Consider the following 26,743-nt stretch of genomic DNA (forward strand, 5'->3'; position numbering starts at 1 on the left):
AAAAACACCCCTTCTTGTGTATCGCAACAAAGAGGGGATTGGTTATAAACGGTTACAATGGATGACGATGATCTTTAGCGAATGTTGTATTTGTCAAAAACTTTTTCCGGCTTAACTGTTGGTCGGCTTCGTAAATGCCGTTGGCAATCGTTTTCGCCATGTTCATCACGAGATGGAGGCGGGTGTTTTGCAAAACGAAAAATTCCATAAAGCCGCTGACATTGACTACTCCTGTAATATGGATATCGCCGACAGGAGGAAGCTGCTTATTGACCCCGGCTCCAGGCCGTACCGGGCCTTTCGCGATCGTGATTGCGCCGACGCTTTTCAGCCGTCCTAAGCAGGCATCGATGGCAATCATAAATGCATCATGATGAATGGAGCGAATAGCGTTGATTTTTTCTTCCAGATTAACGGCATGGATTGGCTCTTCCAACGTTCCATATACGTGAAAGTGGGAAAGAGTTTTTTCTTGCAGCATGGTGCCAACAAGCGGCCCAAGCGAATCTCCTGTCGAACGGTCTGTTCCGATGCAAACAATGGCGGCAGGCTGCGATAACCGATCAGGAAGCAATGAAATAAGCCGCAGCGCGATTAGTGTGGAAGCCCCTTGCTCATCATGAAAAATACGTTCCCTCTCATCTTTCGAAGAGAAAAAAATAGATGGTATGCTCATTTGATTCACTCCCGGTTTCCCATTCAAAGTATTAACAGTATACGGAAAAAACGAACATGATATACATATAGGTGTCTTGTTTTATACGTTTATTAGTACAAATTGATTGATAATCTTGTTAAAATAAATAATGATATAAAGCGAAAAATGATGCAGAGGTGTAGACAACATTGGATATAGTAAAAAAGGATCGGTTGTTTGGATTTGTCACAAATGAGGAGTTTTGGGTCAATTTAGGGGCAGGAACATTAAAAATCATTTTGATTTTATTGTTATGCGTCGTTGCCAAAAAAGTGTTGAGAGTAGCTGTCCATAATATTTTCAAAGTGCGGCAAAAGGCGCCGATCCGCATTTCCGAGCGGCGGGAAGCAACATTGTTAAGGCTCCTCGATAATGTGATTAAGTATGTATTATATTTTATTGCGTTGATTATGATTTTAGATACGTTGGGAGCGAAAGTACAAGCGATTTTGGCGGGCGCCGGAATTGTCGGACTTGCTGTCGGTTTTGGCGCGCAAAGTTTAGTAAAGGATATCATTACCGGATTTTTTATTATTTTTGAAGATCAGTTTGCGGTAGGAGACTATGTGCGCATCGGCAATTTTGAAGGATATGTAGAGGCAATCGGTTTGCGGGTAACGAAAATTAAAAGCTGGACGGGAGAAATTCACATTTTGCCAAACGGAAGCATTACGCAAGTGACAAACTACTCCCTCAACAATAGCGTTGCTGTAGTCGATGTCAGCATTGCGTATGAAGAGGATATTGAAAAAGTAGAAGAAGCGATTCGCGAACTGCTGCCGCAATTGCCGGCAAAATACGAAGACATGGTTGCTCCGCCTGAATTGTTGGGCGTGCAAAATTTAGCTAGTTCTGAAGTAGTGCTGCGCATCGTCTGCGAAACGAAACCGATGCGTCATGTTTCTGTGGCAAGAGCGATTCGAAAAGAGGTAAAAATGCATTTAGATGAAAAGGGAATCGAAATTCCATATCCACGCCTCGTTCTTCATAATCGCAATGAGCAAGAAAAACAATCTGTTCAGCAAGTCAAAGAAAACGCCTAAACAAAAGACGGGGGTGAGCCAATGGAAAATAAAGAATTTGGATTATATGATATCGTAGAAATGAAAAAGCCGCATCCGTGCGGCACGAACCGCTGGAAAGTCATCCGTTTAGGCGCGGATATCCGCATCAAATGCGAAGGCTGTGCCCATAGCGTGCTTCTTCCGCGCAAAGAGTTTGTAAGAAAGCTGAAAAAAGTGCTGGTGAAGCATGAGGAGTAGTTCCCTCATGCTCTTTCTATAAAGGGAGGTATAAGTAGTTTGTTAAACATCTATAAAAATGTATGAAATCATGTAAATATCTCCTGTTATTGGACGTAAAGAGACGGATGTTCTCCATCTTTTCCATCGTCTCTTGTCTGATGATAAAAAATCATCTCCTCCTTCCTCATGTAAAAAGGAAATGAAGAAGAGTTGGCGAATATATGTTCTAAAGGATCCAAACATAGGGGGAAGGCAAGGGGATGAAAACGGTTCGAGTGATGAAAATCGTTTCTCATGACGAATCGCAACTTCGTTCATTGGATGAATTAATGCGCGTCTTTTGTTCCGCGAAGCGATACGCATTCAACCGTTTGCTGGAGGGAAGGAACGCAAAAGACATCATCAAGCACCTTCCGCACCAATTTCGGCTCAACAAACGGTATGCAGAAGACGCGGTCCTGCTTGCTCAATCGCTGATTTCTTCCCAACGTGAGTTGCTTCCCATGCGCTTGGAGGATGTGAAGGCGAAAATCGAAAAAACCGAAAAGAAAATCGATGAATACCAACATGGAAGAAAAACACCAAAGAATGTCGATCTTCCAACATGTTTAGATGGATTACAGCGACGATTAGAAAAATGGAAATCCAAAGAAGCTGAGCTAAAGCACCATCTCGACCAAGGGACGATTCCACGTGTGATTTTTGGTGGAAAAGAGAACTTTTATAAGCGCTTGAAAGGAAAAATCACGAACGAAGAATGGAAAGATTTGCGCTCGAATCAGTTGTACGCCAGAGGCGATAAAAGCAAAAAAGGAAATTTGAATATTCGCCTCACCTATGACGACAAGACGTACCAATGTTATGTAGAAATCGCCAATCCACTTGGACAACGAGAAGGGAAACACGCTCCCCGCTTACGATTCCCTGTGTCTGTTCCTGAAAAATATGAAGAGGAAATCATGGATCTCGTCATGGGAGAACAAGTCGGAGTGAATGCAAAAGGCAAGCCGATCATCGAATATCAACCATACACCGTCGAAATCAAACGCAAAAACGGGGAATATTATGTTCATCTCATCTATGAAGAAGAGGTATATGGCAGGGAACTTGCCTATGATGAACCAATTCAAGCGGAACGAATCGCTGGGATGGATATCAACATTGACCGCATCGCCGTAAGCATCGTTTCGAAACAGGGAAACTTTCTTCAATCAAAGGTATTTTACTGCCATGAACTGGAATACGTAAGAGCGAATAAGAGAAATAACCTCATTGGTGAAACGGTGCGCGATGTATATGACTGGCTGATGCAAGAAAATGTCGGGGCAGTGGTCATCGAAAACATTCAACTAAGACAGCAGCACGATACGGACAAACGATTCAATCGCTTGACACATCATTTCAAAAAGAAAAAACTGACTGATACCATCATTCGCCGGGGGATGCGGCTTGGGTTTCGCGTCAAAAAAGTGAATCCGGCGTATACCAGTGTCATCGGACGTTTCAAGTATATGAAGAAATACGGTTTATCCGTCCATGAAAGCGCCGCTTTGGTGATTGGCAGACGGGGATTAGGGTATCAGGAACGATTGCCAAAAGAACTCATGGACACCATAAAAACGAAAGTGAAACGCCATTTGATTGCCGTGTTAGGGTCGATGGAAGAATCCTACAAGCAATCAAAAAGCGGAACGAAACAACGACAATATCTAGGGATGATATTAAAAAAGATAGAGAACTTTAAAGAGGAACATGAATGGTCATTATGGAATGTGTTGCATAAATTTTGTTGGCTGAACCAGTACCAAATTCAACTGAGGGAGGTGTAGGACCTGGTTACTAAAATCGTTGTCGTGTACTGACCGATGGAAGGAATGGTACACGGCAGGCGCCGTCGCTGACAGCGATCCACGGGGTGTCTTTCACAGCAGGTGAATGACAAGGGGATTCCCTTCCTGATGGAACTCAGGGGTTTCCTGAGCGGTAAGCGATGTTTCCTGGTTCCATCGCGATAAGTTGATTTTTATAGATTTTAGTAACCAGGAGAGTCATGGAAGAAACGCGCGTCACATCGTGCCCGTTAAATTGCTGGGATGTGTGCGGATTAAAAGTGACCATTCAGAATGGAAAAGTGGAAAAAGTGGACGGGGATGAAACACATCCGATTACGCAAGGAAAAATTTGCTCCCGCGGCCGTATGCTCAAAGAGCGGACGAATTCAAGCGAGCGCCTTTTGTATCCGTTAAAAAAGGTTAATGGCCAGTTTATCCGTATTTCATGGGAGCAAGCGCTCGATGAAGTGGCGGAAAAAATGCGGGAAATCAAGGAATGTTACGGGACGACCGCGGTCCTCCATAGCCATGATTACGCTAATAATGGATTGTTGAAAAATTTGGATCAGCGCTTTTTTAACTGCTACGGCGGCGTAACCGAACTGACGGGCAGCTTATGCTGGGGCTCCGGCATTGAAGCGCAAACGTGGGATTTCGGCAATTCGTATAGCCACGCTCCGGAAGATATTCAAAACAGCCGCCACGTTGTTATTTGGGGGCGGAATGTGGCGCGGACAAATATGCATTTATTTCAGCATCTTCTCGCCGCAAAAAAACGAGGGACAAAAATCATCGTCATTGATCCGCTGTTCCAGCAAACGGCGCAAATCGCCGATATGTATATATCGGTCAAACCGGGGATGGACGCATTTTTAGCGATGGGAATTATTAAGGAAATGCTGCGCCTAGGTTTGGAAGACCGCACATTTATTGAACAGCATACCGTTGGGTTTGCCGATGTCGAAGCGGTGCTGGAAAGCATAACGATGGAAAAAATTGAGCGGCTTACTGAAGTAGATCGCGGCGTGATGACGCAATTAGCCGTTATTTACGGAAATCGTCCAACTGCGACCTATTTAGGGCTTGGCATGCAGCGATATGCCAATGGCGGCAACACGATTCGTTGGATTGACGCGCTGGTAGCGATAAGCGGCAATATCGGCATTCCGGGGGGCGGGGCGAACTTTGGCAATCTGCAAGTCGGTCAATGTTTTGACATTGCCGCGCTCGCGCTTCCAGAACGAAAAACAGTTTCCCGCACGTTTACGATGATGAAGCAGGCGGAAGGAATTTTACAGGCGACAAACCCGGATATTAAGATGATTATTGTGACATGCGGCAATCCGCTTACACAAGTGCCGAACACGAACTTAGTGAAAAAGGCGTTCCAGTCCGTGGACACGGTCGTTGTATTCGAACAATTCATGACCGATACGGCAGAGCTGGCCGATTATGTATTTCCGGTAACAACGGTATTTGAAGAAGAAGATATTTATTATTCGTCCATGTACCACGCTTATGTCAACTATGGGCCAAAGCTCGTCGAACCGCCGGGTGAGGCAAAATCCGATCTTTGGATTTGGACGGAGCTGGCGAAACGGCTTGGTTTTGGCGCTGATTTTGCTTACACAAGGGAAGAGTTTTTAAAAATGGGGTTAAAGTCGTTGGAACGATACGGAATCACGCTCGAACGGCTGAAAGCGGAAAAGCATCTGCTTCTCCCAGTTCAGCCTGTCCCATGGAGCGATTACCGTTTCCAAACGCCAAGCGGCAAATATGAGTTTACTTCCGCATTAGCGAAGCAAAAGGGAATGAATGGCAAGCTGCAAATCATGTATCCAGCCGAATCGGAAATAGCGAATCCGTTATTAGCGAAAAAATATCCGTACCGTTTGTTGACCATTCACCCGCTTCGTTCCAATCACTCGCAGCATTATCATCTTGTCGGGGCGATTCAAACGGTGAAAATTGAAGTGGCAAAAGATGTTGCGGAAGAAAAAGGACTGTCAGAAGGGGACAAGGCAAGGGTGTTCAACGACCGCGGCGAATTAATAGGAACGGTAAAAATCCTTGCCAAAGCGCATCCAAAAACGATCAATATTGATGAAGGACAATGGGCGAAGTTTGGCGGTGCGGTCAATGTGTTAACATCGGACCGCGAATCGGACAACGGACGCGGCAGCACGTTATACGACTGTTTAGTCGATATTGAAAAGGTGGAAAATGACTAGCGCACGAAGGCGCTTGTCATTTTCTTTTGGACTCACTATAATGAGGAAAGATGTGAACGGAAAAGAGGAGTGGAAATTATGGGGTTAACAGCAGGAATTGTTGGGTTGCCAAACGTCGGGAAATCGACGCTGTTTAATGCGATTACAAAGGCAGGAGCAGAGTCTGCCAATTATCCTTTCTGTACAATCGAGCCAAACGTCGGCATTGTCGAAGTGCCGGATGAACGGCTAAAAGTGTTGACGGAAATGTTCAAGCCGAAGCGTACGGTACCGACAGTGTTCGAATTTACTGATATTGCTGGCATCGTGAAAGGGGCAAGCAAAGGAGAAGGGCTTGGCAATAAATTTTTATCGCACATTCGCCAAGTTGATGCGATCTGCCAAGTTGTCCGCTGTTTTACGGATGAAAATATCACCCATGTAGCGGGAAAAGTCGATCCGCTTGCGGATATTGAAACGATCAATTTAGAGCTAATTTTCGCCGACTTGGAAACGGTGGATAAACGGATCGACCGCGTCGGCAAAATCGCCAAACAAAAAGATAAGGATGCCGCTTTTGAATATGATATTTTATTGCGCTTAAAAGAAACGTTTGAGGCTGGAAAACCGGCGCGTACGCTTTCCTTTACAGAAGAAGAAATGAAAGTGGTAAAGCAGCTTCATTTATTAACGATTAAACCAATGTTATATGTAGCTAACGTCGGTGAAGAAGACGTGGCGGATCCAAACAGCAATCCGTTTGTGCAGCAAGTCCGCGAATTTGCGAAAAGCGACAATGCGGAAGTCATTGTCGTATGTGCAAAAATTGAAGAGGAAATCGCGCAATTGGACGATGAGGAAAAAGAGCTGTTTTTACAAGAGCTTGGCATTGAACAATCAGGACTCGACCAATTAATTCGCGCATCGTACAGCTTACTTGGCCTGGCGACATTTTTCACCGCAGGGGAACAAGAAGTGCGGGCCTGGACGTTCCGGAAAGGCATGAAAGCACCGGAGTGCGCAGGAATTATTCACTCCGATTTTGAACGCGGGTTTATTCGCGCCGAAACGGTTTCCTATGAAGATTTAGTGGCGGCGGGATCGATGGCAGCGGCACGCGAAGCCGGAAAAATCCGCCTCGAAGGAAAAGATTACGAAGTGCAGGATGGCGATATTATTTATTTCCGCTTTAATGTTTAATATTGCTTATCCTTCCACGCCATGATATAATCAAAAAACGTGAGTAATGTTTTATTGCTCCTTGCCCTTTATCGAAAGGGCCGTTTAGACCAAAAGGAGGTGACGAACGTGAGAAAATACGAAATCATGTACATCATCCGCCCAAATATGGACGAAGAAGCAAGACAAGCTCTAGTAGAACGTTTCAATACTATTTTAAAAGAAAATGGTGCGGAAATTACAAATGTGACGGATTGGGGCAAACGCCGCTTAGCATATGAAATTAAAAAATACCGTGACGGCCATTACATGATTATTAATGTCGTGTCTGAGCCAAAAGCGGTGCAAGAGTTTGACCGTTTAGCGCGCATCAACGAAGATATTATCCGTCATATCGTCGTGAAAGAAGAAGAATAATTTTTTTCCATGTTAAAGAGGTGGTTCTGATGATTAACCGCGTAATTCTCGTTGGGAGATTAACGAGAGATCCGGAATTACGCTATACTCCAAGTGGGGTGGCTGTTGCTACGTTTACGCTTGCTGTCAATCGCCCGTTTACCAATCAGCAAGGCGAACGGGAAGCAGATTTTATTAACTGTGTCGTTTGGCGACGTCAAGCGGAGAATGTTGCGAATTTCTTAAAAAAAGGAAGTTTAGCCGGAGTCGATGGCCGTTTACAGACCCGTAGCTATGAAGGTCAAGACGGAAGACGTGTATATGTAACGGAAGTGGTTGCTGATAGCGTCCAATTTCTTGAACCGAAAAGTAGCACTGAACAGCGTGGGACGGCAACAGGCGGCTACTTTGGGGAGCCATTCCCATTTGGACCAGATCAGAACCATCGCAATCCGAATGAAAGAGATTTTAGTCGCATAGATGAAGATCCTTTTGCCAACGACGGTCAACCGATCGATATTTCGGATGATGATTTGCCGTTTTAGTTGCAAGCAAAAGGTGTTTTGATCGGATAAAGGAGAAAAGGAAAGGAGGATATGAAATGGCAGGACGCAAAGGCGGACGTGCAAAACGTCGGAAAGTATGCTATTTCACGGCGAACGGAATTACGCATATTGACTATAAAGATGTCGATTTGCTGAAAAAATTCATTTCCGAACGCGGCAAAATTTTACCTCGCCGTGTGACAGGAACAAGCGCAAAATATCAACGCAAATTGACTGTTGCGATTAAACGCGCTCGGCAAATGGCGTTATTACCATATGTAGCAGACGAATAAGAAAAAAAGCAGTAAGGGGGATTGTCCTTACTGCTTTTTCTATGTTTATAGTTGTATTACAGAAAGGGGGAATGATTGGTGCGCAAGACATATATGATCACGGAGGCGGCCATTCAGTTAGCCTTGTTTGCAGTGTTATTTTTGATTGCTTTATACGTGCCGCTTATCGGGGTAATTGCGACATTGTTTTTGGCGCTGCCGTTTATTATTTTTACGATAAGGCATGGTTATGCTTATGCGCTGTTGTTGCTTGCTGCTTCGCTGATTATTTCTATGTTGATTGGCTCGCTGTTTTCCTTGCCGGTGGCGTTAATGTTTGGAACAGCAGGGATTGCGATTGGGGGAATGCTTGCCAAAAATAAAAGCCGTCATATGATTTTACTGATCAGCGCGCTTATATTTCTTATTAACATAGTCGTTGATTATGCCATCTCCGTAAAATTTTTGCAGATGGATATCATTCAGGAAACGATCTCCACATTTCGCCAATCATTTGACACTGCGATGAAAATGATGAAAGGGATGGGGCAGGAGCCGTCGCCGCAGTTGCAGGAACAATTTAAACAAGGATTGGAACTGGTAAAATATATCGTTCCTACATTGTTTGTCCTTGCCTCTTTTTTGTTTGCTTACATAACGATCATCGTTTCTGTTCCAGTTTTAAAACGATTGAAACTGCCGGTCGGCACATGGCCGCCGTTTCGGGATGTAACGCTGCCAAAAGGCTTGTTATGGATTTATGTATTGGTGTTAGCCCTATCTTTTATTCCATTCGAAAAAGGAACGTTTGCCTATATCGCTATTTTAAACGTATATTATGTATTGCAGCTGCTTTTGATGGTGCAAGGATTTTCCTTTTTGTATCATGTGGCGAATAAAAAGAATATTCCAAAAGGGATGGTCATTGGTGGAACGGTCTTCTGCTTATTCCTGCCTTTTCTACTTTATCTTATCGCAATATTAGGTATAATTGATTTAGGATTTGATTTGCGAAAACGCATATAATTATTAGATAAGGTAGATTATTTTTTTGGTGTAGGAGCTGACTTGAATGTCTCATTTTTATGAAAGGAAGGCGTATCGCTATCCCTTATATATCTTTATTTTGTTATCGGCTGCATTTGCCATCTGCTTGCTTTATTTTCAATGGATTTTAGGGATAGTCAGCTTGTTGCTCCTTGGATTTGTACTTTATTATGTGATTCATTCACAGCGATCATTATATGCGGAGTTGGAACAATATATTTCTAATTTGTCGTATCGAATTAAAAAAGTCGGCGAAGAAGCGTTAATGGAAATGCCGATTGGCATTATGCTGATTAATGATGACTATAAGGTAGAATGGGCGAATCAATTTTTAGCCTCCTGTTTTAAAGAGCAGACATTAGTCGGTTATTCATTATATGATCTTGCGGATTCATTGGTCGCTTTTGTGAAACAGGGGCAGGCCAATGAAGAAATTATCAATATCCATGGAAAACAATTTAAAGTCGTCATTCGTCGGGAAGAGAAGCTTCTTTACTTCTTCGATGTCACAGAGCAAGTGGAGTTGCAAAAACGATATGAAGCGGAACGATTAGTATTGGCAATTATTTTCCTTGACAATTACGACGAAATTACACAAGGAATGGACGATCAAGCAAAAAGCCAGATGAACAGCCATGTGACATCGATATTGAACCAATGGGCCAATGATTATGGCATATTTTTGAAACGCACCTCTTCGGACCGGTTTATCGCCGTCCTTAATGAGCATATTCTCGAGCAATTGGAAAAAAGCAAGTTTTCGATTTTGGATGAAGTTCGCGAACAGACGATGAAATATAACGTCCAGTTGACGTTAAGTATTGGAGTTGGTACCGGTGTATCGTCGCTCCCAGAATTAGGAGCGTTAGCCCAATCCAGTTTAGATTTAGCATTGGGCCGCGGCGGCGACCAAGTGGCCATTAAACAAGGGAACGGAAAAGTAAAATTTTACGGCGGCAAGACGAATCCAATGGAAAAACGTACAAGGGTCCGCGCCCGCGTCATTTCCCATGCGCTTAGAGAGTTAATTGCGGGAAGCGACAAAGTGCTGATTATGGGGCATAAATATCCGGATATGGATGCGCTTGGCGCCGCGATCGGAATTTTAAAAGTCGTCCAGTCTAATCAAAAAGAAGGATATATCGTGATTGATACAGCGAAAACGGATGCTGGAGCCCAACGCTTAATAGAAGAATTAAAAACACATTCGGAGCTATGGTCAAGATGTATTAAGCCGGAGCAAGGGCTGGAGTTAGTGACGGAAGATACGCTGCTAATTGTTGTCGATACGCACCGTCCTTCGTTAGTGGTCGAAGAGAGATTATTGTATCGCACCGACCATATCGTCGTCATTGACCATCATCGCCGGGGTGAAGAGTTTATTGATGCGCCGATTCTCGTCTATATGGAACCGTATGCGTCTTCTACTTCTGAGCTGGTGACAGAGTTATTGGAATATCAGCCAAAACGGTTGAAATTGACAATGCTCGAGGCGACAGCGCTTCTAGCGGGAATTGTCGTCGATACAAAAAGCTTTACGTTTCGCACCGGTTCGCGGACGTTTGACGCCGCTTCTTATTTACGCGCGCAAGGCGCGGATACCGTGTTAGTGCAAAAATTGTTAAAAGAAAGCATCACCAATTACGTTAAACGGGCGAAAATGATTGAAAATGCATCCATTGATTCAAGGGGCATCGCTATCGCCAAAGGAGATCCAAACGAAACATATGATCAGGTGTTGATTGCGCAGACGGCCGATACGCTGCTTACTTTAAGCGGAGTTATCGCTTCGTTTGTGATCTCGAAGCGGGCGGATCAGACGATTGGCATTAGCGCCCGTTCGTTAGGAGACATCAATGTGCAATTGATTATGGAACGCTTAGGAGGCGGTGGGCATTTAACGAATGCTGCTGCCCAGCTTTCCGATATCACCATCGAAGAGGCGGAACAGCAATTGCGCGCCGCGATTGATGACTATTTAGAAGGAGGTAAACCGTCATGAAAGTGATTTTTCTAAAAGATGTCAAAGGAAAAGGGAAAAAAGGAGAAATTAAAAACGTTGCGGACGGATATGCAAACAATTTCCTTTTTAAACAAGGGCTTGCCATTGAGGCAACGCCGGCAAACATCAAGGCTCTAGAAGCGCAAAAACGGAAAGAACAGCGCCAGGCGGAAGAGGAGTTGGCAAAGGCAAAGCAGTTGAAAGAACAGCTAGAACAAATTACGGTGCAATTAGCGGCGAAAGCCGGAGAAGGCGGCCGTTTATTCGGATCGATTACAAGCAAGCAGATTGCCGAAGCGCTGCAATCTCAGCACAATATCAAAATCGATAAGCGCAAAATCGAACTCGAGGATGCCATTCGTTCCCTGGGGTATACGAATGTGCCTGTCAAACTGCACCCGGAAGTTACAGCGACATTAAAGGTGCATGTGACAGAACAGAAATAACGGTGTAGTCGTTGACCAATTCTGTTTCGTTTTCAGCGGAAAAGGAAGCAGTATATTAGGATACATGAGAATAAATGTGATTTTATGGGGAGTTTTTCCTCATATAATCACATTTTTCTTATGACAGGAAAAACGGGGGAAAAGGTGGTGAAAGGCATGAGCGAACTATTTTCGGAACGGATTCCTCCGCAAAGCATTGAAGCGGAACAAGCTGTGCTCGGAGCCGTATTTCTTGATCCTTCCGCTTTAACGCTGGCCTCGGAAATTTTAATTCCGGAAGATTTTTATCGCGCTGCCCATCAAAAAATTTTCCATGCGATGCTTCGTGTCGCCGATAAAGGAGAACCAGTCGATTTAGTTACAGTGACGGCCGAGCTCGCTGATACACAGCAATTGGAAGAAGTCGGCGGCGTCTCGTATTTAAGTGAGCTTGCTGATTCGGTGCCGACGGCAGCCAACGTTGAATATTATGCGCGCATCGTGGAAGAAAAATCGGTGCTGCGCCGCTTGATTCGCACCGCTTCATCGATTGCGCAAGACGGCTACACAAGAGAAGATGAAGTGGACGTTTTGCTTGATGAAGCAGAGCGGAAAATCATGGAGATTTCGCAGCGGAAACATTCGGGAACATTTAAAAATATTAAGGATGTTCTTGTGCAGACGTATGATAATATTGAAATGCTTCATAACCGAAAAGGCGAAGTAACGGGGATCCCGACCGGATTTACCGAGCTCGACCGCATGACGTCGGGATTTCAGCGCAGCGATTTTATTATTGTCGCGGCTCGCCCTTCCGTAGGAAAAACGGCATTTGCCTTAAATATTGCGCAAAACGTAGCGACAAAAACGAATGAAAACGTCGCGATTTTTAGTTTGGAAATGAGCGCCCAGCAATTAGTGATGCGGATGTTATGCGCAGAAGGAAATATTAACGCGCAAAATTTGCGGACAGGAAAACTGACCCCGGAAGACTGGGGAAAGCTTACGATGGCAATGGGCAGTTTATCGAACGCCGGCATTTATATTGATGATACGCCAAGCATCCGCGTCAGCGATATTCGCGCCAAATGCCGCCGCCTAAAGCAAGAAAGCGGACTCGGCATGATAGTGATCGACTACTTGCAGCTTATTCAAGGAAGCGGCAGAAACAGGGAAAACCGTCAGCAGGAAGTTTCCGAAATCTCCCGCTCTTTAAAGGCGTTAGCCCGTGAATTAGAAGTGCCGGTTATCGCGTTATCACAGCTGTCGCGAAGTGTCGAGCAGCGCCAAGATAAGCGGCCGATGATGTCCGATATCCGCGAATCGGGAAGCATTGAGCAAGATGCAGACATTGTCGCCTTTTTATACCGCGACGACTATTACAATAAAGATTCGGAGAACAAGAATATTATTGAAATTATCATTGCTAAACAGCGCAATGGTCCGGTCGGGACAGTGCAGCTTGCCTTTATTAAGGAATACAATAAGTTCGTAAACCTAGAACGCCGTTTTGATGATGCGCAAATTCCGCCAGGGGCGTAACGAAAAGAAGGTGTCATTTTTCACTGACACCTTCTTCATTATTTTATCGGACAATGCTTTTAAAATACGAATAAATTAAATGTTAGAAAACAAAAATGTTCGTGTTTTATTGACTTTTCTAGCAAAAACTGCTACACTTACAATGTTTATATCGAGTTAAGTGGAGGTGCTCGCCATGTCGTCAGTCGTCGTTGTCGGGACACAATGGGGCGATGAAGGGAAAGGAAAAATTACCGACTTTTTATCAGAAAATGCGGAAGTCATTGCAAGATATCAAGGTGGAAACAATGCCGGACATACGATTGTCTTTAACGGAGAGAAGTATAAATTGCATTTGATTCCGTCTGGGATTTTCTATAAAGATAAAATTTGCGTGATCGGCAACGGAATGGTCGTTGACCCAAAAGCGTTAGTGGCGGAGTTGAAATATTTGCACGATCATGGCATTTCAACCGATAATTTACGCATTAGCAATCGTGCGCACGTTATTTTGCCTTATCATTTAAAATTAGATGAATTAGAAGAAGAGCGTAAAGGGGCTAACAAAATCGGCACAACGAAAAAAGGAATCGGGCCAGCCTATATGGATAAGGCGGCGCGCATCGGCATCCGCGTTGTTGATTTGTTAGATCGCGAAGTATTTGAAGAAAAATTGACGCGCAATTTGCAAGAGAAAAATGTCCTTTTTGAAAAAGTGTACGGCGTGGAAGGATTCAAATTAGAAGATATTTTCGAAGAGTATTATGAGTATGGGCAGCAAATTGCCAAATATGTTTGCGATACGTCTGTAGTGTTAAATAATGCGCTCGATGAAGGACGCCGCGTTCTTTTTGAAGGGGCGCAAGGTGTCATGCTTGATATTGACCAGGGAACGTACCCGTTTGTCACTTCCTCGAATCCGGTTGCTGGCGGTGTAACGATCGGCGCCGGAGTTGGTCCAACGAAAATCAAACATGTCGTCGGTGTGGCGAAAGCATATACGACTCGTGTCGGCGACGGTCCATTCCCGACCGAATTGCATGACGAAATCGGCGACCGCATCCGCGAGGTCGGACGCGAATATGGAACAACGACGGGCCGCCCGCGCCGCGTCGGCTGGTTTGACAGCGTGGTTGTCCGCCATGCGCGTCGCGTCAGCGGTATTACTGATTTATCGCTCAATTCGATTGACGTATTGACAGGTATTGAAACACTGAAAATATGCGTTGCCTACCGTTATAAGGGAAAAGTATTGGAAGAGTTCCCAGCCAGCTTAAAGGTATTAGCGGAATGCGAGCCGATTTATGAAGAGCTGCCAGGCTGGTCTGAAGATATTACCGGGGTAAAAAGTTTGAACGAGCTTCCGGCGAACGCCCGCCATTATGTCGAACGCATTTCGCAGTTGACAGGGATTCCGCTGTCGATTTTCTCCGTCGGTCCGGACCGTTCGCAAACAAACGTGGTTCGTAGCGTATATGCGTAAAATATGTATAATAATTATAGAAAAAGCGTAGATGCAGCGATGTATCTATGCTTTTCTTTTTGTTTCTCCTTTAAATGGTAAACGGTTATGAGTGATTTCATTTTGATAACATGATAAATTAATAATGATAAATCTAATTTCTGATTCCATCGCTAAAGAAAGGATGTGAAGAAGATGGAAAAGCGGATTTTGGTTGTTGACGATGAGAAGCCGATTGCGGATATTTTGCAATTTAACTTACAAAAAGAAGGATATGAAGTGATTTGCGCATACGATGGCGAAGAAGCGTTGCAAAAAGTCGAGGAAGTCATGCCCGACCTTATTTTGCTAGATATTATGCTTCCGCAAAGAGATGGAATGGAAGTATGCCGGGAAGTGCGAAAAAAATACGATATGCCGATTATTATGTTAACCGCGAAAGATTCCGAGATTGATAAAGTGCTTGGTTTGGAATTAGGAGCAGATGACTATGTCACGAAGCCGTTCAGTACAAGAGAATTGCTAGCGCGGGTCAAGGCGAATTTACGCCGTCATTCACAAACAGCGGCGCAGGAGGAAGAGAGTGATACGAACGAGATCATTATTGGCTCGCTCGTCATTCGTCCCGATGCCTATATCGTGTTAAAACGAGGAGAAACGATTGAATTAACGCATCGGGAGTTTGAATTGCTTCATTATTTGGCTAAACATATTGGACAAGTGATGACAAGGGAGCACCTGTTGCAAACGGTATGGGGATATGATTATTACGGCGACGTTCGTACGGTCGATGTCACGGTGCGCCGTCTTCGTGAAAAAATTGAAGATAATCCATCACATCCGTCATGGATTGTGACGCGTCGGGGAGTCGGCTATTATTTACGCAACCCAGAACAGGAGTAGCGAAAGCAGATGAAAAAAGTAGGTCCATTTCGTTCGATCCACTTTAAATTTGTTGTTATATATGTTTTATTGATTCTGATCGCGATGCAAATCATCGGTGTGTATTTTGTCAGAAAGCTAGAAACAGAGCTAGTGCAAAACTTTAAAAACTCTTTGAACGAACGGGTTACGCTGCTGGCATATAATGTGGAGCAGGCGATCAATAGAGAAAGAGACGCGAAAAGTCCGACGTTGGAAGAAGATATTCGCTCCCTTCTTCACGATTTTGTTTCCCAGGATATTTCAGAAGTGCGTGTCATTGATGACAAAGGCAAAGTATTGGCAACATCCAACCCTTATATGCAAAATATTGTAGGAAAGCGAACGACAGAAATTTATGTAAAGCGCTCGCTTGTAACGGGAGAAATAGTTGACCGCATGCTTCTTGACCCGAAGACGGGGCACCGCATGTATATTTCTTCTACACCGATTAAGTCGGGCGGTGAAGTAAAGGGAGTTATTTACATCATCGCTTCGATGGAAAACGTATTTTCGCAAATGAAGCAAATTAATACAATTTTAGCAACGGGAACCGGCATTGCTCTCGTCATCACTGCTGTGCTCGGTATTTTTTTGTCGCGCACGATTACCCGCCCGATTTCCGACATGCGCAGGCAGGCGCTGGCAATGACAAAAGGCGATTTCTCGCGCAAAGTAAAAATTTACGGGTACGATGAAATCGGGCAATTGGCGATGACATTCAACAACTTAACGAAAAAGCTGCAGGAAGCGCAGGCAACAACGGAAGGGGAGCGTCGCAAGCTGGAGTCGGTATTGACGCATATGACCGACGGGGTGATTGCGACGGATCGCCGCGGAAAGGTGATCCTCATTAATGACGCCGCCTTGAACATTTTGAATGTTTCACGTGAAACAGTGCTGTCGAGCTCCATTATTGACGTGCTTGGAATCGGTGATCAATACACGTTTGAAACGTTGCTTGAGGAGCACGACTCGCTCATTTTAGACTTCAGCACCGATGAGGAATTATATATTTTGCGAGCTTCATTATCGGTTATTCAAAAAGGGACTGGGTTTGTGAACGGGTTGATTGTCGTTTTGCATGATATTACTGAACAGGAAAAAATCGACCGGGAACGGAGGCAATTTGTTGCGAATGTTTCCCATGAGCTCCGCACGCCGCTAACCACGATGAAAAGCTATTTGGAGGCATTGGCGGAAGGGGCTTGGCAGGATAAGGAGATCGCTCCGCGATTTATTCAAGTGGTGCAAAACGAAACGGAACGGATGATCCGTTTAGTCAACGATTTATTGCAGCTTTCTAAACTCGACAGCAAAGATTATAAGCTGAATAAATCATGGATCAATTTTTCCGCGTACTTTCATAAAGTGATTGATCGCTTTGAATTAACGAAAAGCGAAAATATTAAATTTGTGCGCAAAATTCCACAGGAAGCCATTTTTATTGAAGTAGATGAAGATAAAATTACACAAGTGTTAGACAATATTATTTCCAATGCGATCAAATATTCTCCACAGGGCGGAACAATTACGTTTCGTGTCAGAGAGCTTGCCGATGAAATTATTGTCAGCGTCAGCGATGAAGGGGTCGGCATTCCGAAGGCGGACTTGGCGAAAGTGTTTGAACGGTTTTACCGTGTCGATAAAGCAAGATCCCGCAAACTTGGCGGTACTGGACTCGGGCTGGCGATTGCGAAAGAAGTCGTCGTTGCCCATGGGGGAACGATTTGGGCGGAAAGTAAAGAGCATAAAGGAACAACCATTTTCTTTACTTTACCGCTAGAACGTGATCAAAAGGATGACTGGTACGATGTATGAAACGGTGAAGACGATTGTGTTAACTTCTTTAGTGCTCGTAAGCATTATTTTAACGTTCGGATTATGGACATACCATCCAAAATACGATGTGTTGCAAAATGACGAATACATTCAGCATGTTTCCGTCAGCAACACTCAAGTAGATACAGCGATGATCGTCCAGCCTTCGCAAATATTGATTCATAAAGATAACGCCTATTATGGAATCGACAAGGATGAGGAAAGAAATGAGATTTTAAAAGAAATAAAAAAATGGACGATCGATGATTTTGAAGACATTTCTTCGACGATTCCAACCGGAAAATTTTTATCGTTTTTATACGACAAACAGAGACTGGAGCTCGTTTATCCCGATAGCATTCCCATCGATGTGTACCGGTCCATTTTGCAAATTAAAGATAAAGGGATAAAAGATGTCTATTTTGACCGCATTGTGATTCCATTAGCGAATAAAAATAAGCTCCATGTTTATTTTATTTCTACGGAAAAACGGAAAGTGTACAAGGCGCTGGCAAGCGACGTTGTATTATCGGAAGTAAACAAACTAACCGCGGAAACCGATCGCCATCCGCGCTACTTTCCTTATGTCGTTAGTGAAACGAAGCAAATTTATTTGCCGGAAAAAGAAGTGGTAATGGATCGTCTGCAGTATTATACGGACGAACTTGACCCTGATAAATTTAAAGAGGCGTTGTTTAGTGATCCAAGTTTTGTAAAAAAAGATTTAATTACATTTGGCGAAGAATATACAGATGGGTCGCGGCTAATGGACGTCGATTTTCTGCAGCGAATGCTGCTGTACGTCAATCCGGCGGCTCGGGTGGAGAACAAGGACGGGAATGAGCAAAATGAGAATTTAATCCAAAAAAGCATTGATTTTGTCAACGAGCATGGCGGCTGGACCGATATGTACCATTTTGCAAAATGGAATGAGGAGGAACGGAAAGTTATATTCCGCCTTACGGTTAACGGCCGCCCCGTGTTTAATGAATACGGCATGTCCGAAATTGTACAAACATGGGGAGATAGTGACCTTGTGAAATATCAACGGCCTCTGTTTCGTTTAGAAATTGCCGATCGCGTCAATGTGTCAAGAACGTTGTTATCCGGCCATGAAGTGATCGAAAAGCTGGAAAAGATAAAAGGATTCAGAAAGGGGCTAGCCAAAGATATTACAGTCGGCTATGAGCTTGTGAAAGATCCGGAACGTGAAAAAGTGATTATTTTAGAGCCAGCATGGTTTTACTTGTATGGCCAGACGTGGAAAAAGGTACCTTTAGATAATCAGGATCGTGAAAAAAGAGGAGGGAACGTAAATGGATTGGAGTAAAACAAAGACGATTTTCATTATTACGTTCCTTATCCTCGATTGTTTTTTAGGTTATCAGTTTATGGAAAAGCGAAATAGCAGCCAGTTGGACGTTATTTTGGAAACCACCATTGAAGATCAATTGGCGGCAAACGGCATTACTTATGTCGAACTGCCGAAAGAAATCACAAAAGAGGCTTATGTGAGCGGCAAAAGCAAAAAGTTTTCAGAAGAAGAAGTGAAAAAATTGTCTGGTCAAAAGATAATCATACAGGGCGATACGGTACTAAAAGGAACATTTGAACATCCGATATCGTTTAATTTTAAGGATCCGTACCGGTTGAAGGAGTTTTTGCAGCGGCATATTATTGACGGCCAAAAATATACGTTTTGGACGTTTGATGAAAAATCGAATACGGTTACTTGCTATCAGACGTATGGCGGAAAGGTCATTTACAACAACGAAAATAGCAAACTGTTGATACATGTCAATAAACATAACGAAGCAGTCTCCTATGAGCAAACGATGTTAGACGATTTACAAAAATATGAAAGAAAGCAAGACATTGTTCCCGCCATTAAGGCAATTGAAACATTATATAAACGAGGATATTTGCAGCCGGGAGACCGCGTTACCTCAGTGGAGCTGGGGTACTACGGCCTTGTGCAGTTTACCGCCTCACAAGTATTAACGCCAACGTGGCACATTGTCGTAGACGGGAAAGAAGATTATTTTGTTAACGCCTTTGAAGGACAAATCATTAACGATGAAGAGAATGTGTTGGAGTGAGAAGTATGGCGATGCAGTTTAGTGTCTTGGCAAGCGGCAGCACCGGAAATGCATTTTATATAGAAACAGAGCGACAGCGGCTTCTGGTTGACGCAGGTTTAAGCGGCAAACAATTAGAGCAATTATTTGCGCAAATCGACCGCCAGCTGCAGGATATCACCGCCGTGTTAGTCACCCATGAACATAGCGATCATATTAAAGGATTGGGCGTGATTGCTCGCAAGTACCGCCTGCCTATTTATGCGAACGAAAAAACGTGGAAAGCAATGGAGGGAATGATTGGCGAAATCCCCACCGAGCAAAAGTTTATTTTTCCATTAGGAAAAGTGCAGTCGTTTGACGACTTGGACGTAGAATCGTTTGGTGTATCGCATGATGCGGCTGAACCGATGTTTTACGTATTCCATCATGAAGGAAAAAAGCTGGCGCTAATAACAGATACGGGGTATGTCAGTGACCGGATGAAAGGAACGATTGAAAATGCCGATGTCTTTATTTTTGAAAGCAACCACGATGTCGAAATGCTGCGGATGGGAAAATATCCGTGGAATGTCAAACGCCGTATTTTAAGCGATGTCGGCCATATTTCGAACGAAGAGGCAGGGCTGGCGTTAGCCGATGTCATCGGCGACCGTACAAAGCGAATTTACTTGGCCCATCTAAGTCAGGATAATAATATAAAAGAATTGGCGCGGATGACAGTAGCGCAAGTGTTGGCAAATAAAGGGCTAGAGGCCGGCGGCCAGTTTGATTTATGCGATACCGATCCGAAAAAAGCAACAGCGTTAGTGTATGTCTGACTATCACTTTGTCGAAAATAGATAAACGTATTTATAATGGATTTTTTTGCTTATCCATGATTATAATGAGGAATGGATAGCCTATCGGAAAGAACGTTCGTTGCGGAAAGGATTGGTGCGCATGGGATACTATGATGACCATTATGAGCAGTACCGGCAAATTCAAAAAAGGAAACGCAGCGGCTGGTTTGTTTCTACGTTAGTAGGCGCTGTGTTAGGAGCGTTTTTAGTAGTGATCTCGATTCCGGCTCTTTCGCGGTGGGACGTGCTTCCTTATGATATTGTTCCAAAAGAAAATGGACAGGCGCCAAATAAGGAGACAGCCAAGACGCCTTCTGTGCAGCAAAACGTTTCCGTTGATGTGACAAGCCAAGTAACGGCGGCAATTGATAAAGTGTCAGATGCTGTCGTTGGCATTGTCAATATTCAAGAAGCGAGCTTTTGGTCGCAAGAGGGCGAAGCTGGTGTCGGCTCGGGCGTTATTTATAAAAAAGAAAATGGCAAGGCGTTTATCGTCACCAACCATCACGTCGTAGAGAATGCTAGCCAATTGGAAGTAAGCTTAAAGGACGGAAAGAGGGTGCCGGCGAAATTGCTCGGCAGTGACATGTTAATGGATTTAGCGGTGCTGGAAATCGATGCGAAGCATGTGAAAAAAGTGGCGGAGTTCGGCAATTCTGATACCGTGAAACCAGGAGAACCGGTCATTGCGATTGGCAACCCGCTCGGCTTGCAATTTGCCGGTTCAGTGACCCAAGGAATTATTTCCGGAACAAATCGAACGGTGGAAGTCGATTTCGATCAAGACGGCGCGCCTGATTGGAACGCCGAAGTATTGCAGACGGATGCGGCGATTAACCCGGGCAACAGCGGCGGCGCTTTAGTCAATATTGAAGGACAGGTGATTGGCATCAACTCAATGAAGATTGCCCAAGAGGAAGTTGAAGGAATCGGCTTTGCCATTCCAATCAATACAGCGATTCCGATCATTTCCGATTTGGAAAAGTACGGGCAGGTGCGCCGTCCATACATGGGGGTAGAGCTTCGTTCCTTAAGCGACATTTCTTCGTATCATTTACAGGCAACGCTGCACTTGCCGAAAAATGTAACGGAAGGAGCGGCGATCATTGAAGTTGTGCCGATGTCGCCGGCGGCACAAGCGGGATTAAAGCAGTTTGATGTCATCGTTGCCCTAGATGATCATAAAATTCGTAATGTATTAGACCTGCGTAAATATTTGTATACGAAAAAATCGATTGGCGATGAAATGAAAGTGACGTTCTATCGTGACGGGGAAAAACGTACGGTGACGATGAAGCTGGCAAGAGAATCTTTTTAGTCAAGAATGAAATGGGGAAAGGAGCGGATTCACGCTCCTTCTTCTTTTTCCACAACTGAATAAAAGGAGTGGGAGCGATGTTTATTTGCTGTGAAGAACATGTGGATATGGCTATTGATATGTATGTGGATGAAACGGAACAAGCCCCTAATATTTCATTGATTTCTGTGGATAACTCCGGTCAATCGTGTGATTTTTGCGAAAATAAGGCTGTATATATAGTAGGGAACTAATGTTTTTACACAACATGTGGATATGTGTTGTGTATATGTGGATAAATGTTGTGGATATTTTGTTTGTAAAGTGGGGATGAACTGTGAATATTACCGTGATTTCTGTTGGTAAGCTAAAAGAAAAATATTTGAAACAAGGAATCGAGGAATACGTAAAACGGCTGTCAGGCTACGCCAAAATCGAAATCATTGAAGTGCCGGACGAAAAAGCGCCAGAGAATTTAAGCAAGCTGGAAGAAGAGCAAATCAAGCAGAAAGAAGGAGAACGGATTTTAGCGAAAATTCCTGGCGACGCCTATGTCATTGCCCTGGCGATAGAGGGGAAAATGAAATCCTCGGAACAGTTTGCCGCCGATTTAGACAAGCTGGCCACTTACGGAAAAAGCAAAGTGGCGTTTGTGATCGGCGGCTCGCTCGGTTTAAGCAAACAAGTCATGAAGCGCGCCGACGAAGCGTTATCGTTTTCCAAAATGACGTTCCCGCACCAACTAATGCGTCTCATTCTCCTTGAACAAATCTACCGAGCGTTCCGGATTAATAGAGGTGAACCGTATCATAAGTAAATGAGGTTTTTAACTTGTCAACAACGGTAACCAATATATGGTTAAAATTAGAATGATGATGTTGTTCTTCGTTAGATATTAAGAATTAATTTGATATTACGTTTTTAGGAGGAATATAAATGTAACATGGCCAATTAGTATGTTGGTTGTATAAAGTTGAGGTACCGTCAAGAATTTTGTGTAATATAATGGGGGTAGGGTTTCTCTGAAATGGATTTGGAATGAATAGGGAACTAGTTTCCTCCACACAGGAGACTGAATATTCAGTCTCCTGTGTGGAAAGGGAGAATCCCCCTATTTTGTTTATTTACAGTATTTGGTTAATGATAACGTTCTTCAAACATTCGCTCGAGGGCTTCCTGTGCTTCGGCAAATCCTCGTAACTTTCGTCCTGCCCATTTCTCATTAAAATCTTGAATGGTCAAATATACGACTTTTTCAGCGGCTTCTAAACTATTCAAACTGTTCATCGGCTTTAGACGTTTCCGAATCTCCTTGATCGTTCGTTCGATGGCATTGGTCGTATAAATCACACTTCGAATACTGCTTGGATAATCCATAAATGTAAGGAGGACATCCAACTCATTGGCCCAAGATTGGACTTCTCTCGGATACTTGCTTGACCATTTCGACTCAAACTGTTGAAACATCTGTAACGCCATCTCCTTATTCGGCGCGCGATAAATCAGCTTGAGATCCTCGGCCACTTCAAATTGGTCTTTTTTCCGAACACGATGGAGCGTGTTACGGACTTTGTGAACGACACAACGCTGCACATCGGCTTTCGGATAAACCGCCTTAAAGGCTTCCTCCAACCCTGGTAGTCCATCGAATACGCCCAGAAGCACTTCCTTGGCGCCTCTTTGGTAGAGGTGTTGAAGAATTTCCTGCCATACATAGGCGCTTTCTTGTCCTCCCACAAAAAAATCAAGAATTTCGCGATATCCTTCTTCGTTCACCCCTAACACCACATAAATGACTTCTTTCTCCACGGTTTCGCGACGAAGTTTTACGTATAAACCATCCAAATATAAGACGGAATAACGCTTGTGCAGTGGACGAGTGTGCCATTTCTCGATGTCTTCCTTCACTACATCGGTAATACGGCTGATCGTTGCAGGAGAATAGGCATTGCCTAAAATTCGTTCAATAAACTTGCCAATTTCACGCGTACTCATGCCACTTTGATACATCCTGATGATGGCTTCCTCCAGCCAGCCGGTGTGGCGTTGGTAAGGAGCGAACAATTGGGTTTGAAATTCTCCGTTTCGGTCTCTAGGGACCAAAAGACCTTCAATCCGGCCATATTGCGTATCTAGATTTCGTTGATAGTAGCCGTTTCTCATATTTGATGTTCCGGCCTGTTCTATTTCGAGGAAATTCTTGATTTCTTCCCGCATGATCAGTTCTAATTTTTCCTTTACAAACTGACGAATGACACTTTCCAGTTGATTTGCCCAGTCGACATTCGGTATACTTTTAGACATAGGTAGGGTTCTCCTTTCTCTGGAATGTTTGGGTTCAATCAGAGAATACCCTACCTTTTTTATTTTGATCTAGTAAAATGCTTTACACAAAATTTTATACATCATCAAAGTTGATATAGTATATAATAATGATATACTATAATTAAATAATGATATACTAATTTAAGATATAATTGCTGTAGAAAAGGTGTGTGGCGAGGACCCTGGATAGCTTTGACTTAGGCAGGTGCGCCTGCATCCTTTCTGCAAATATTGGGGGATAAGGATGGGAAAAATGAGTAACAGACAAACTAGAACAGACGTTATCTTAATTGGTGCCGGAATCATGAGTGCGACTTTAGGGACACTGTTGAAAGAATTAGCACCGGAATGGGAAATTAAAGTGTTTGAGAAGCTCGACAAACCAGGAGAAGAAAGCTCTAACGAATGGAATAATGCGGGAACGGGGCATTCTGCACTATGCGAGCTTAACTACACACCCGAGAAACCGGATGGATCTATTGATATTAACAAAGCTATAAGAATTAATGAACAGTTCCAAGTTTCCAGACAGTTTTGGTCTTACCTTGTAAAAAACAATCTGTTACAAAATCCGCAGGAATTCATCAGACCGTTGCCCCACATAAGTTTAGTCCAAGGGGAAAATAATGTGAGATTTTTAAAGAAACGTTTTGAAGCGCTATCGAATAATCCATTATTCCAAGGAATGGAATTTTCTGATGACCCAGAAAAACTGAAAGAATGGATTCCGCTTATAATGGAAGGCCGTACATTGAATGAACCGATCGCGGCAACCAAAATCGACTCAGGTACAGATGTTAACTTTGGCGCTTTAACGCGCATGTTGTTTGACCACTTAAAGAGGAAAGATGTCGAAATAAACTACAAGCATAGTGTTAAGGATATTAAACGTACCAGCGACGGCCTGTGGGAATTGAAAGTAAAGGATCTCAATAGCGGTTCTGTTGAAATCCATAAGGCTAAATTCGTATTTATTGGAGCCGGCGGGGGAAGTCTGCACTTGCTGCAAAAATCTGGTATTCCAGAAGGCAAACATATTGGTGGATTCCCTGTAAGCGGATTATTTATGGTATGTAATAATCCAAAAGTTGTAGAGCAACATCATGCAAAAGTTTACGGTAAAGCTAAAATTGGTGCGCCTCCAATGTCTGTTCCGCACCTTGATACACGGTATATCGACAACAAAAAAATGTTGCTCTTTGGACCGTTTGCAGGCTTCTCGCCTAAATTCTTAAAAAATGGTTCAAATATGGATTTGTTTGCTTCCGTAAAACTGCACAATCTCGTAACTTTGTTGGCGGCAGCTTTTAAAAACTTTTCTTTGGAAAAATACTTGGTTCAGCAGCTTATGTTAACGAAAGAAAAGCGCATGAAAGAGTTGCGCGAGTTTATCCCGACGGCTAAATCAGAGGATTGGGATATAGTCGTCGCGGGCCAACGTGTGCAAATTATCAAAGATACTGAAGCAGGCGGTAAAGGAACGATTCAATTTGGTACGGAAGTTGTTAGTGCTGCAGATGGCTCGATTGCTGCGTTGCTCGGCGCTTCTCCTGGTGCGTCTACTGCCGTACACGTAATGCTTGAGGTGATTAAAAAATGCTTCCCTCAACATATGCATGAATGGGAACCGAAAATTAAAGAAATGATTCCTTCTTATGGCGTGTCACTAGTGGAAAACCCAGATCTTTTCCAAGAACTTCATACTTCAACAGCAGAGACGCTCGGTCTAAGCGGAAAAGAACCGGTCTCTGGTGTAAACGAAAAAGAACCGGTTTATAGTTAATTCTTTGGCTGCGGAAACAAAGGTATTGAATGAAAAAGTTTAAGCAACACTTTTCATCAATGGACAATTGTTTCTATGATAAAGAGATTGATAAGTCAATGATTATAAAGCAGAGATATATATAAAAATTACAGAATAATAGAATATGATTGAAAATAAAACATAGAACCTTTGATCTACCTTTGGATTAAAGGTTCTTTTTTTAAATTCGCAGTTAGAGAGGCTGCGGTGAACCGTATCATAAGTGATGGAGGTTTTTAAAAATTTTCGTTAATGGAGGTGTTAAAAGCGCTGGATTATATGTGTTTTAAACATACTCGTATAATCCAGCTTTCCTTTAGTTTTGATTTCCAAAAGGTAATTGCATTGGTAACTAGATTTGCGGTAACAATTTCAAACCCTTCTAATTCTTAAGAAAGGCTTCATAAATTCGATGACATTTTCCTCGTCATCCACAAGGAGCAATTTATGTAACATTCTATCAACCCTCCCTTTAAGTATTTTCCATTTATTATACAGATTTTTATGTATTTAAGAAAATTCATCAAAACCGTAATACTTTGTCATAAGTTCACAACATTTTGTTAGTAATATGTAATTAGTCATTGTTTCCATGAAATATTGATGAAAGGAATAACAAATGACAAATCATATTAACAAATATTGGCTTGGCATGGGTGCTTGTGGCTTGCATCATTTTACAGACTTTTTTGCGGGAGCCGCTTTCTTTTCCAATGCATCATTTTGGAAAATCCATACAACATTTGTTAGTATATTTAAATTTGTTCCGATTTGAATGTTGGTTTTTGCATTTACCGGTAAAGTATCAGAGTCATTGCGCTGG

25 protein-coding genes are annotated in these 26,743 nt (G+C 43.3%); 23 read left to right on the forward strand and 2 right to left on the reverse strand.

Annotated features, from left to right (window positions below; all coding sequences use genetic code 11):
- Nucleotides 1-52: 52 nt before the first annotated feature.
- Complete coding sequence (yyaC, locus tag BV455_RS08865; protein ID WP_017435775.1) at nt 53-676, reverse strand: spore protease YyaC; 624 nt, start codon at nt 674-676, stop codon at nt 53-55.
- Between the two features lie 170 nt (nt 677-846).
- Here yyaC and BV455_RS08870 point away from each other — a divergent pair, with 170 nt between their 5' ends.
- The 21 genes from BV455_RS08870 (at nt 847) to rlmH (ending at nt 22,608) form a co-directional block, all read left to right on the forward strand.
- The gene (locus BV455_RS08870) at nt 847-1,740 is read left to right on the forward strand and encodes a mechanosensitive ion channel family protein (protein WP_061579064.1); all 894 of its coding nucleotides are present in this window, start codon (nt 847-849) and stop codon (nt 1,738-1,740) included.
- 21 nt (nt 1,741-1,761) lie between these two features.
- On the forward strand, nt 1,762-1,959 hold the full coding sequence (locus BV455_RS08875; protein WP_017435777.1) for a DUF951 domain-containing protein: 198 nt from the start codon (nt 1,762-1,764) through the stop codon (nt 1,957-1,959).
- Between the two features lie 242 nt (nt 1,960-2,201).
- Complete coding sequence (locus BV455_RS08880; RefSeq protein WP_218687922.1) at nt 2,202-3,770, forward strand: IS200/IS605 family accessory protein TnpB-related protein; 1,569 nt, start codon at nt 2,202-2,204, stop codon at nt 3,768-3,770.
- Nucleotides 3,771-3,991: 221 nt separating this feature from the next.
- Nucleotides 3,992-6,004: a molybdopterin-dependent oxidoreductase gene (locus BV455_RS08885; protein ID WP_218687923.1), complete on the forward strand. Its 2,013-nt coding sequence runs from the start codon at nt 3,992-3,994 to the stop codon at nt 6,002-6,004.
- Between the two features lie 78 nt (nt 6,005-6,082).
- On the forward strand, nt 6,083-7,183 hold the full coding sequence (gene ychF / locus BV455_RS08890) for a redox-regulated ATPase YchF (protein WP_017435779.1): 1,101 nt from the start codon (nt 6,083-6,085) through the stop codon (nt 7,181-7,183).
- Nucleotides 7,184-7,291: 108 nt separating this feature from the next.
- Nucleotides 7,292-7,579 (forward strand): 30S ribosomal protein S6, encoded by a 288-nt coding sequence (gene rpsF / locus BV455_RS08895; RefSeq protein WP_017435780.1) that lies wholly within the window; start codon nt 7,292-7,294, stop codon nt 7,577-7,579.
- 29 nt (nt 7,580-7,608) lie between these two features.
- Nucleotides 7,609-8,103: a single-stranded DNA-binding protein gene (gene ssb / locus BV455_RS08900; RefSeq protein ID WP_017435781.1), complete on the forward strand. Its 495-nt coding sequence runs from the start codon at nt 7,609-7,611 to the stop codon at nt 8,101-8,103.
- A gap of 56 nt (nt 8,104-8,159) precedes the next feature.
- Nucleotides 8,160-8,396, forward strand: a complete 237-nt coding sequence (gene rpsR, locus BV455_RS08905; RefSeq protein WP_013401907.1) for a 30S ribosomal protein S18 — start codon at nt 8,160-8,162, stop codon at nt 8,394-8,396.
- Nucleotides 8,397-8,474: 78 nt separating this feature from the next.
- Nucleotides 8,475-9,401, forward strand: coding sequence for a YybS family protein (locus BV455_RS08910; protein ID WP_017435782.1), 927 nt, complete (start codon nt 8,475-8,477; stop codon nt 9,399-9,401).
- 46 nt (nt 9,402-9,447) lie between these two features.
- Complete coding sequence (locus BV455_RS08915) at nt 9,448-11,424, forward strand: DHH family phosphoesterase (RefSeq protein WP_017435783.1); 1,977 nt, start codon at nt 9,448-9,450, stop codon at nt 11,422-11,424.
- Entirely contained in the window at nt 11,421-11,870 is a 450-nt protein-coding gene (gene rplI / locus BV455_RS08920) for a 50S ribosomal protein L9 (protein WP_017435784.1), read from the forward strand. The genes BV455_RS08915 and rplI overlap by 4 nt, the downstream gene beginning before the upstream one ends.
- 156 nt (nt 11,871-12,026) lie before the next feature.
- Nucleotides 12,027-13,391: a replicative DNA helicase gene (gene dnaB / locus BV455_RS08925; RefSeq protein ID WP_026078505.1), complete on the forward strand. Its 1,365-nt coding sequence runs from the start codon at nt 12,027-12,029 to the stop codon at nt 13,389-13,391.
- Nucleotides 13,392-13,566: 175 nt separating this feature from the next.
- The gene (locus BV455_RS08930) at nt 13,567-14,853 is read left to right on the forward strand and encodes an adenylosuccinate synthase (protein WP_218687924.1); all 1,287 of its coding nucleotides are present in this window, start codon (nt 13,567-13,569) and stop codon (nt 14,851-14,853) included.
- Between the two features lie 174 nt (nt 14,854-15,027).
- On the forward strand, nt 15,028-15,735 hold the full coding sequence (gene yycF / locus BV455_RS08935; protein ID WP_017435787.1) for a response regulator YycF: 708 nt from the start codon (nt 15,028-15,030) through the stop codon (nt 15,733-15,735).
- A 9-nt stretch (nt 15,736-15,744) separates the two neighbouring features.
- Complete coding sequence (walK, locus tag BV455_RS08940) at nt 15,745-17,574, forward strand: cell wall metabolism sensor histidine kinase WalK (RefSeq protein ID WP_017435788.1); 1,830 nt, start codon at nt 15,745-15,747, stop codon at nt 17,572-17,574.
- Entirely contained in the window at nt 17,567-18,904 is a 1,338-nt protein-coding gene (locus BV455_RS08945) for a YycH family regulatory protein (RefSeq protein WP_081161470.1), read from the forward strand. The genes walK and BV455_RS08945 overlap by 8 nt, the downstream gene beginning before the upstream one ends.
- Nucleotides 18,891-19,673, forward strand: a complete 783-nt coding sequence (locus BV455_RS08950) for a two-component system regulatory protein YycI (protein WP_017435790.1) — start codon at nt 18,891-18,893, stop codon at nt 19,671-19,673. The genes BV455_RS08945 and BV455_RS08950 overlap by 14 nt, the downstream gene beginning before the upstream one ends.
- Nucleotides 19,674-19,678: 5 nt before the next feature.
- Entirely contained in the window at nt 19,679-20,473 is a 795-nt protein-coding gene (locus tag BV455_RS08955; protein ID WP_017435791.1) for an MBL fold metallo-hydrolase, read from the forward strand.
- A 121-nt stretch (nt 20,474-20,594) separates the two neighbouring features.
- Nucleotides 20,595-21,812, forward strand: coding sequence for a S1C family serine protease (locus BV455_RS08960; protein WP_081161475.1), 1,218 nt, complete (start codon nt 20,595-20,597; stop codon nt 21,810-21,812).
- Nucleotides 21,813-21,889: 77 nt separating this feature from the next.
- Nucleotides 21,890-22,045 (forward strand): CxxH/CxxC protein, encoded by a 156-nt coding sequence (locus BV455_RS08965; RefSeq protein ID WP_017435793.1) that lies wholly within the window; start codon nt 21,890-21,892, stop codon nt 22,043-22,045.
- An 83-nt stretch (nt 22,046-22,128) separates the two neighbouring features.
- Complete coding sequence (rlmH, locus tag BV455_RS08970) at nt 22,129-22,608, forward strand: 23S rRNA (pseudouridine(1915)-N(3))-methyltransferase RlmH (protein ID WP_017435794.1); 480 nt, start codon at nt 22,129-22,131, stop codon at nt 22,606-22,608.
- Between the two features lie 320 nt (nt 22,609-22,928).
- On the opposite strand, the gene BV455_RS08975 is transcribed toward rlmH, so the two are convergent.
- A complete protein-coding gene (locus BV455_RS08975; protein WP_218687363.1) occupies nt 22,929-24,095 on the reverse strand; it encodes an IS256 family transposase in 1,167 nt (388 codons plus the stop codon).
- Nucleotides 24,096-24,369: 274 nt separating this feature from the next.
- Between BV455_RS08975 and BV455_RS08980 the strand changes: the two genes are divergently transcribed.
- On the forward strand, nt 24,370-25,899 hold the full coding sequence (locus BV455_RS08980) for a malate:quinone oxidoreductase (protein WP_026078506.1): 1,530 nt from the start codon (nt 24,370-24,372) through the stop codon (nt 25,897-25,899).
- A 673-nt stretch (nt 25,900-26,572) separates the two neighbouring features.
- Nucleotides 26,573-26,695: a DUF6220 domain-containing protein gene (locus BV455_RS20920; protein ID WP_409993897.1), complete on the forward strand. Its 123-nt coding sequence runs from the start codon at nt 26,573-26,575 to the stop codon at nt 26,693-26,695.
- Nucleotides 26,696-26,743 lie beyond the last annotated feature (48 nt).

The organism is Parageobacillus caldoxylosilyticus (assembly GCF_019272935.1).
Classification (GTDB): Bacteria; Bacillota; Bacilli; order Bacillales; family Anoxybacillaceae; genus Saccharococcus; species Saccharococcus caldoxylosilyticus.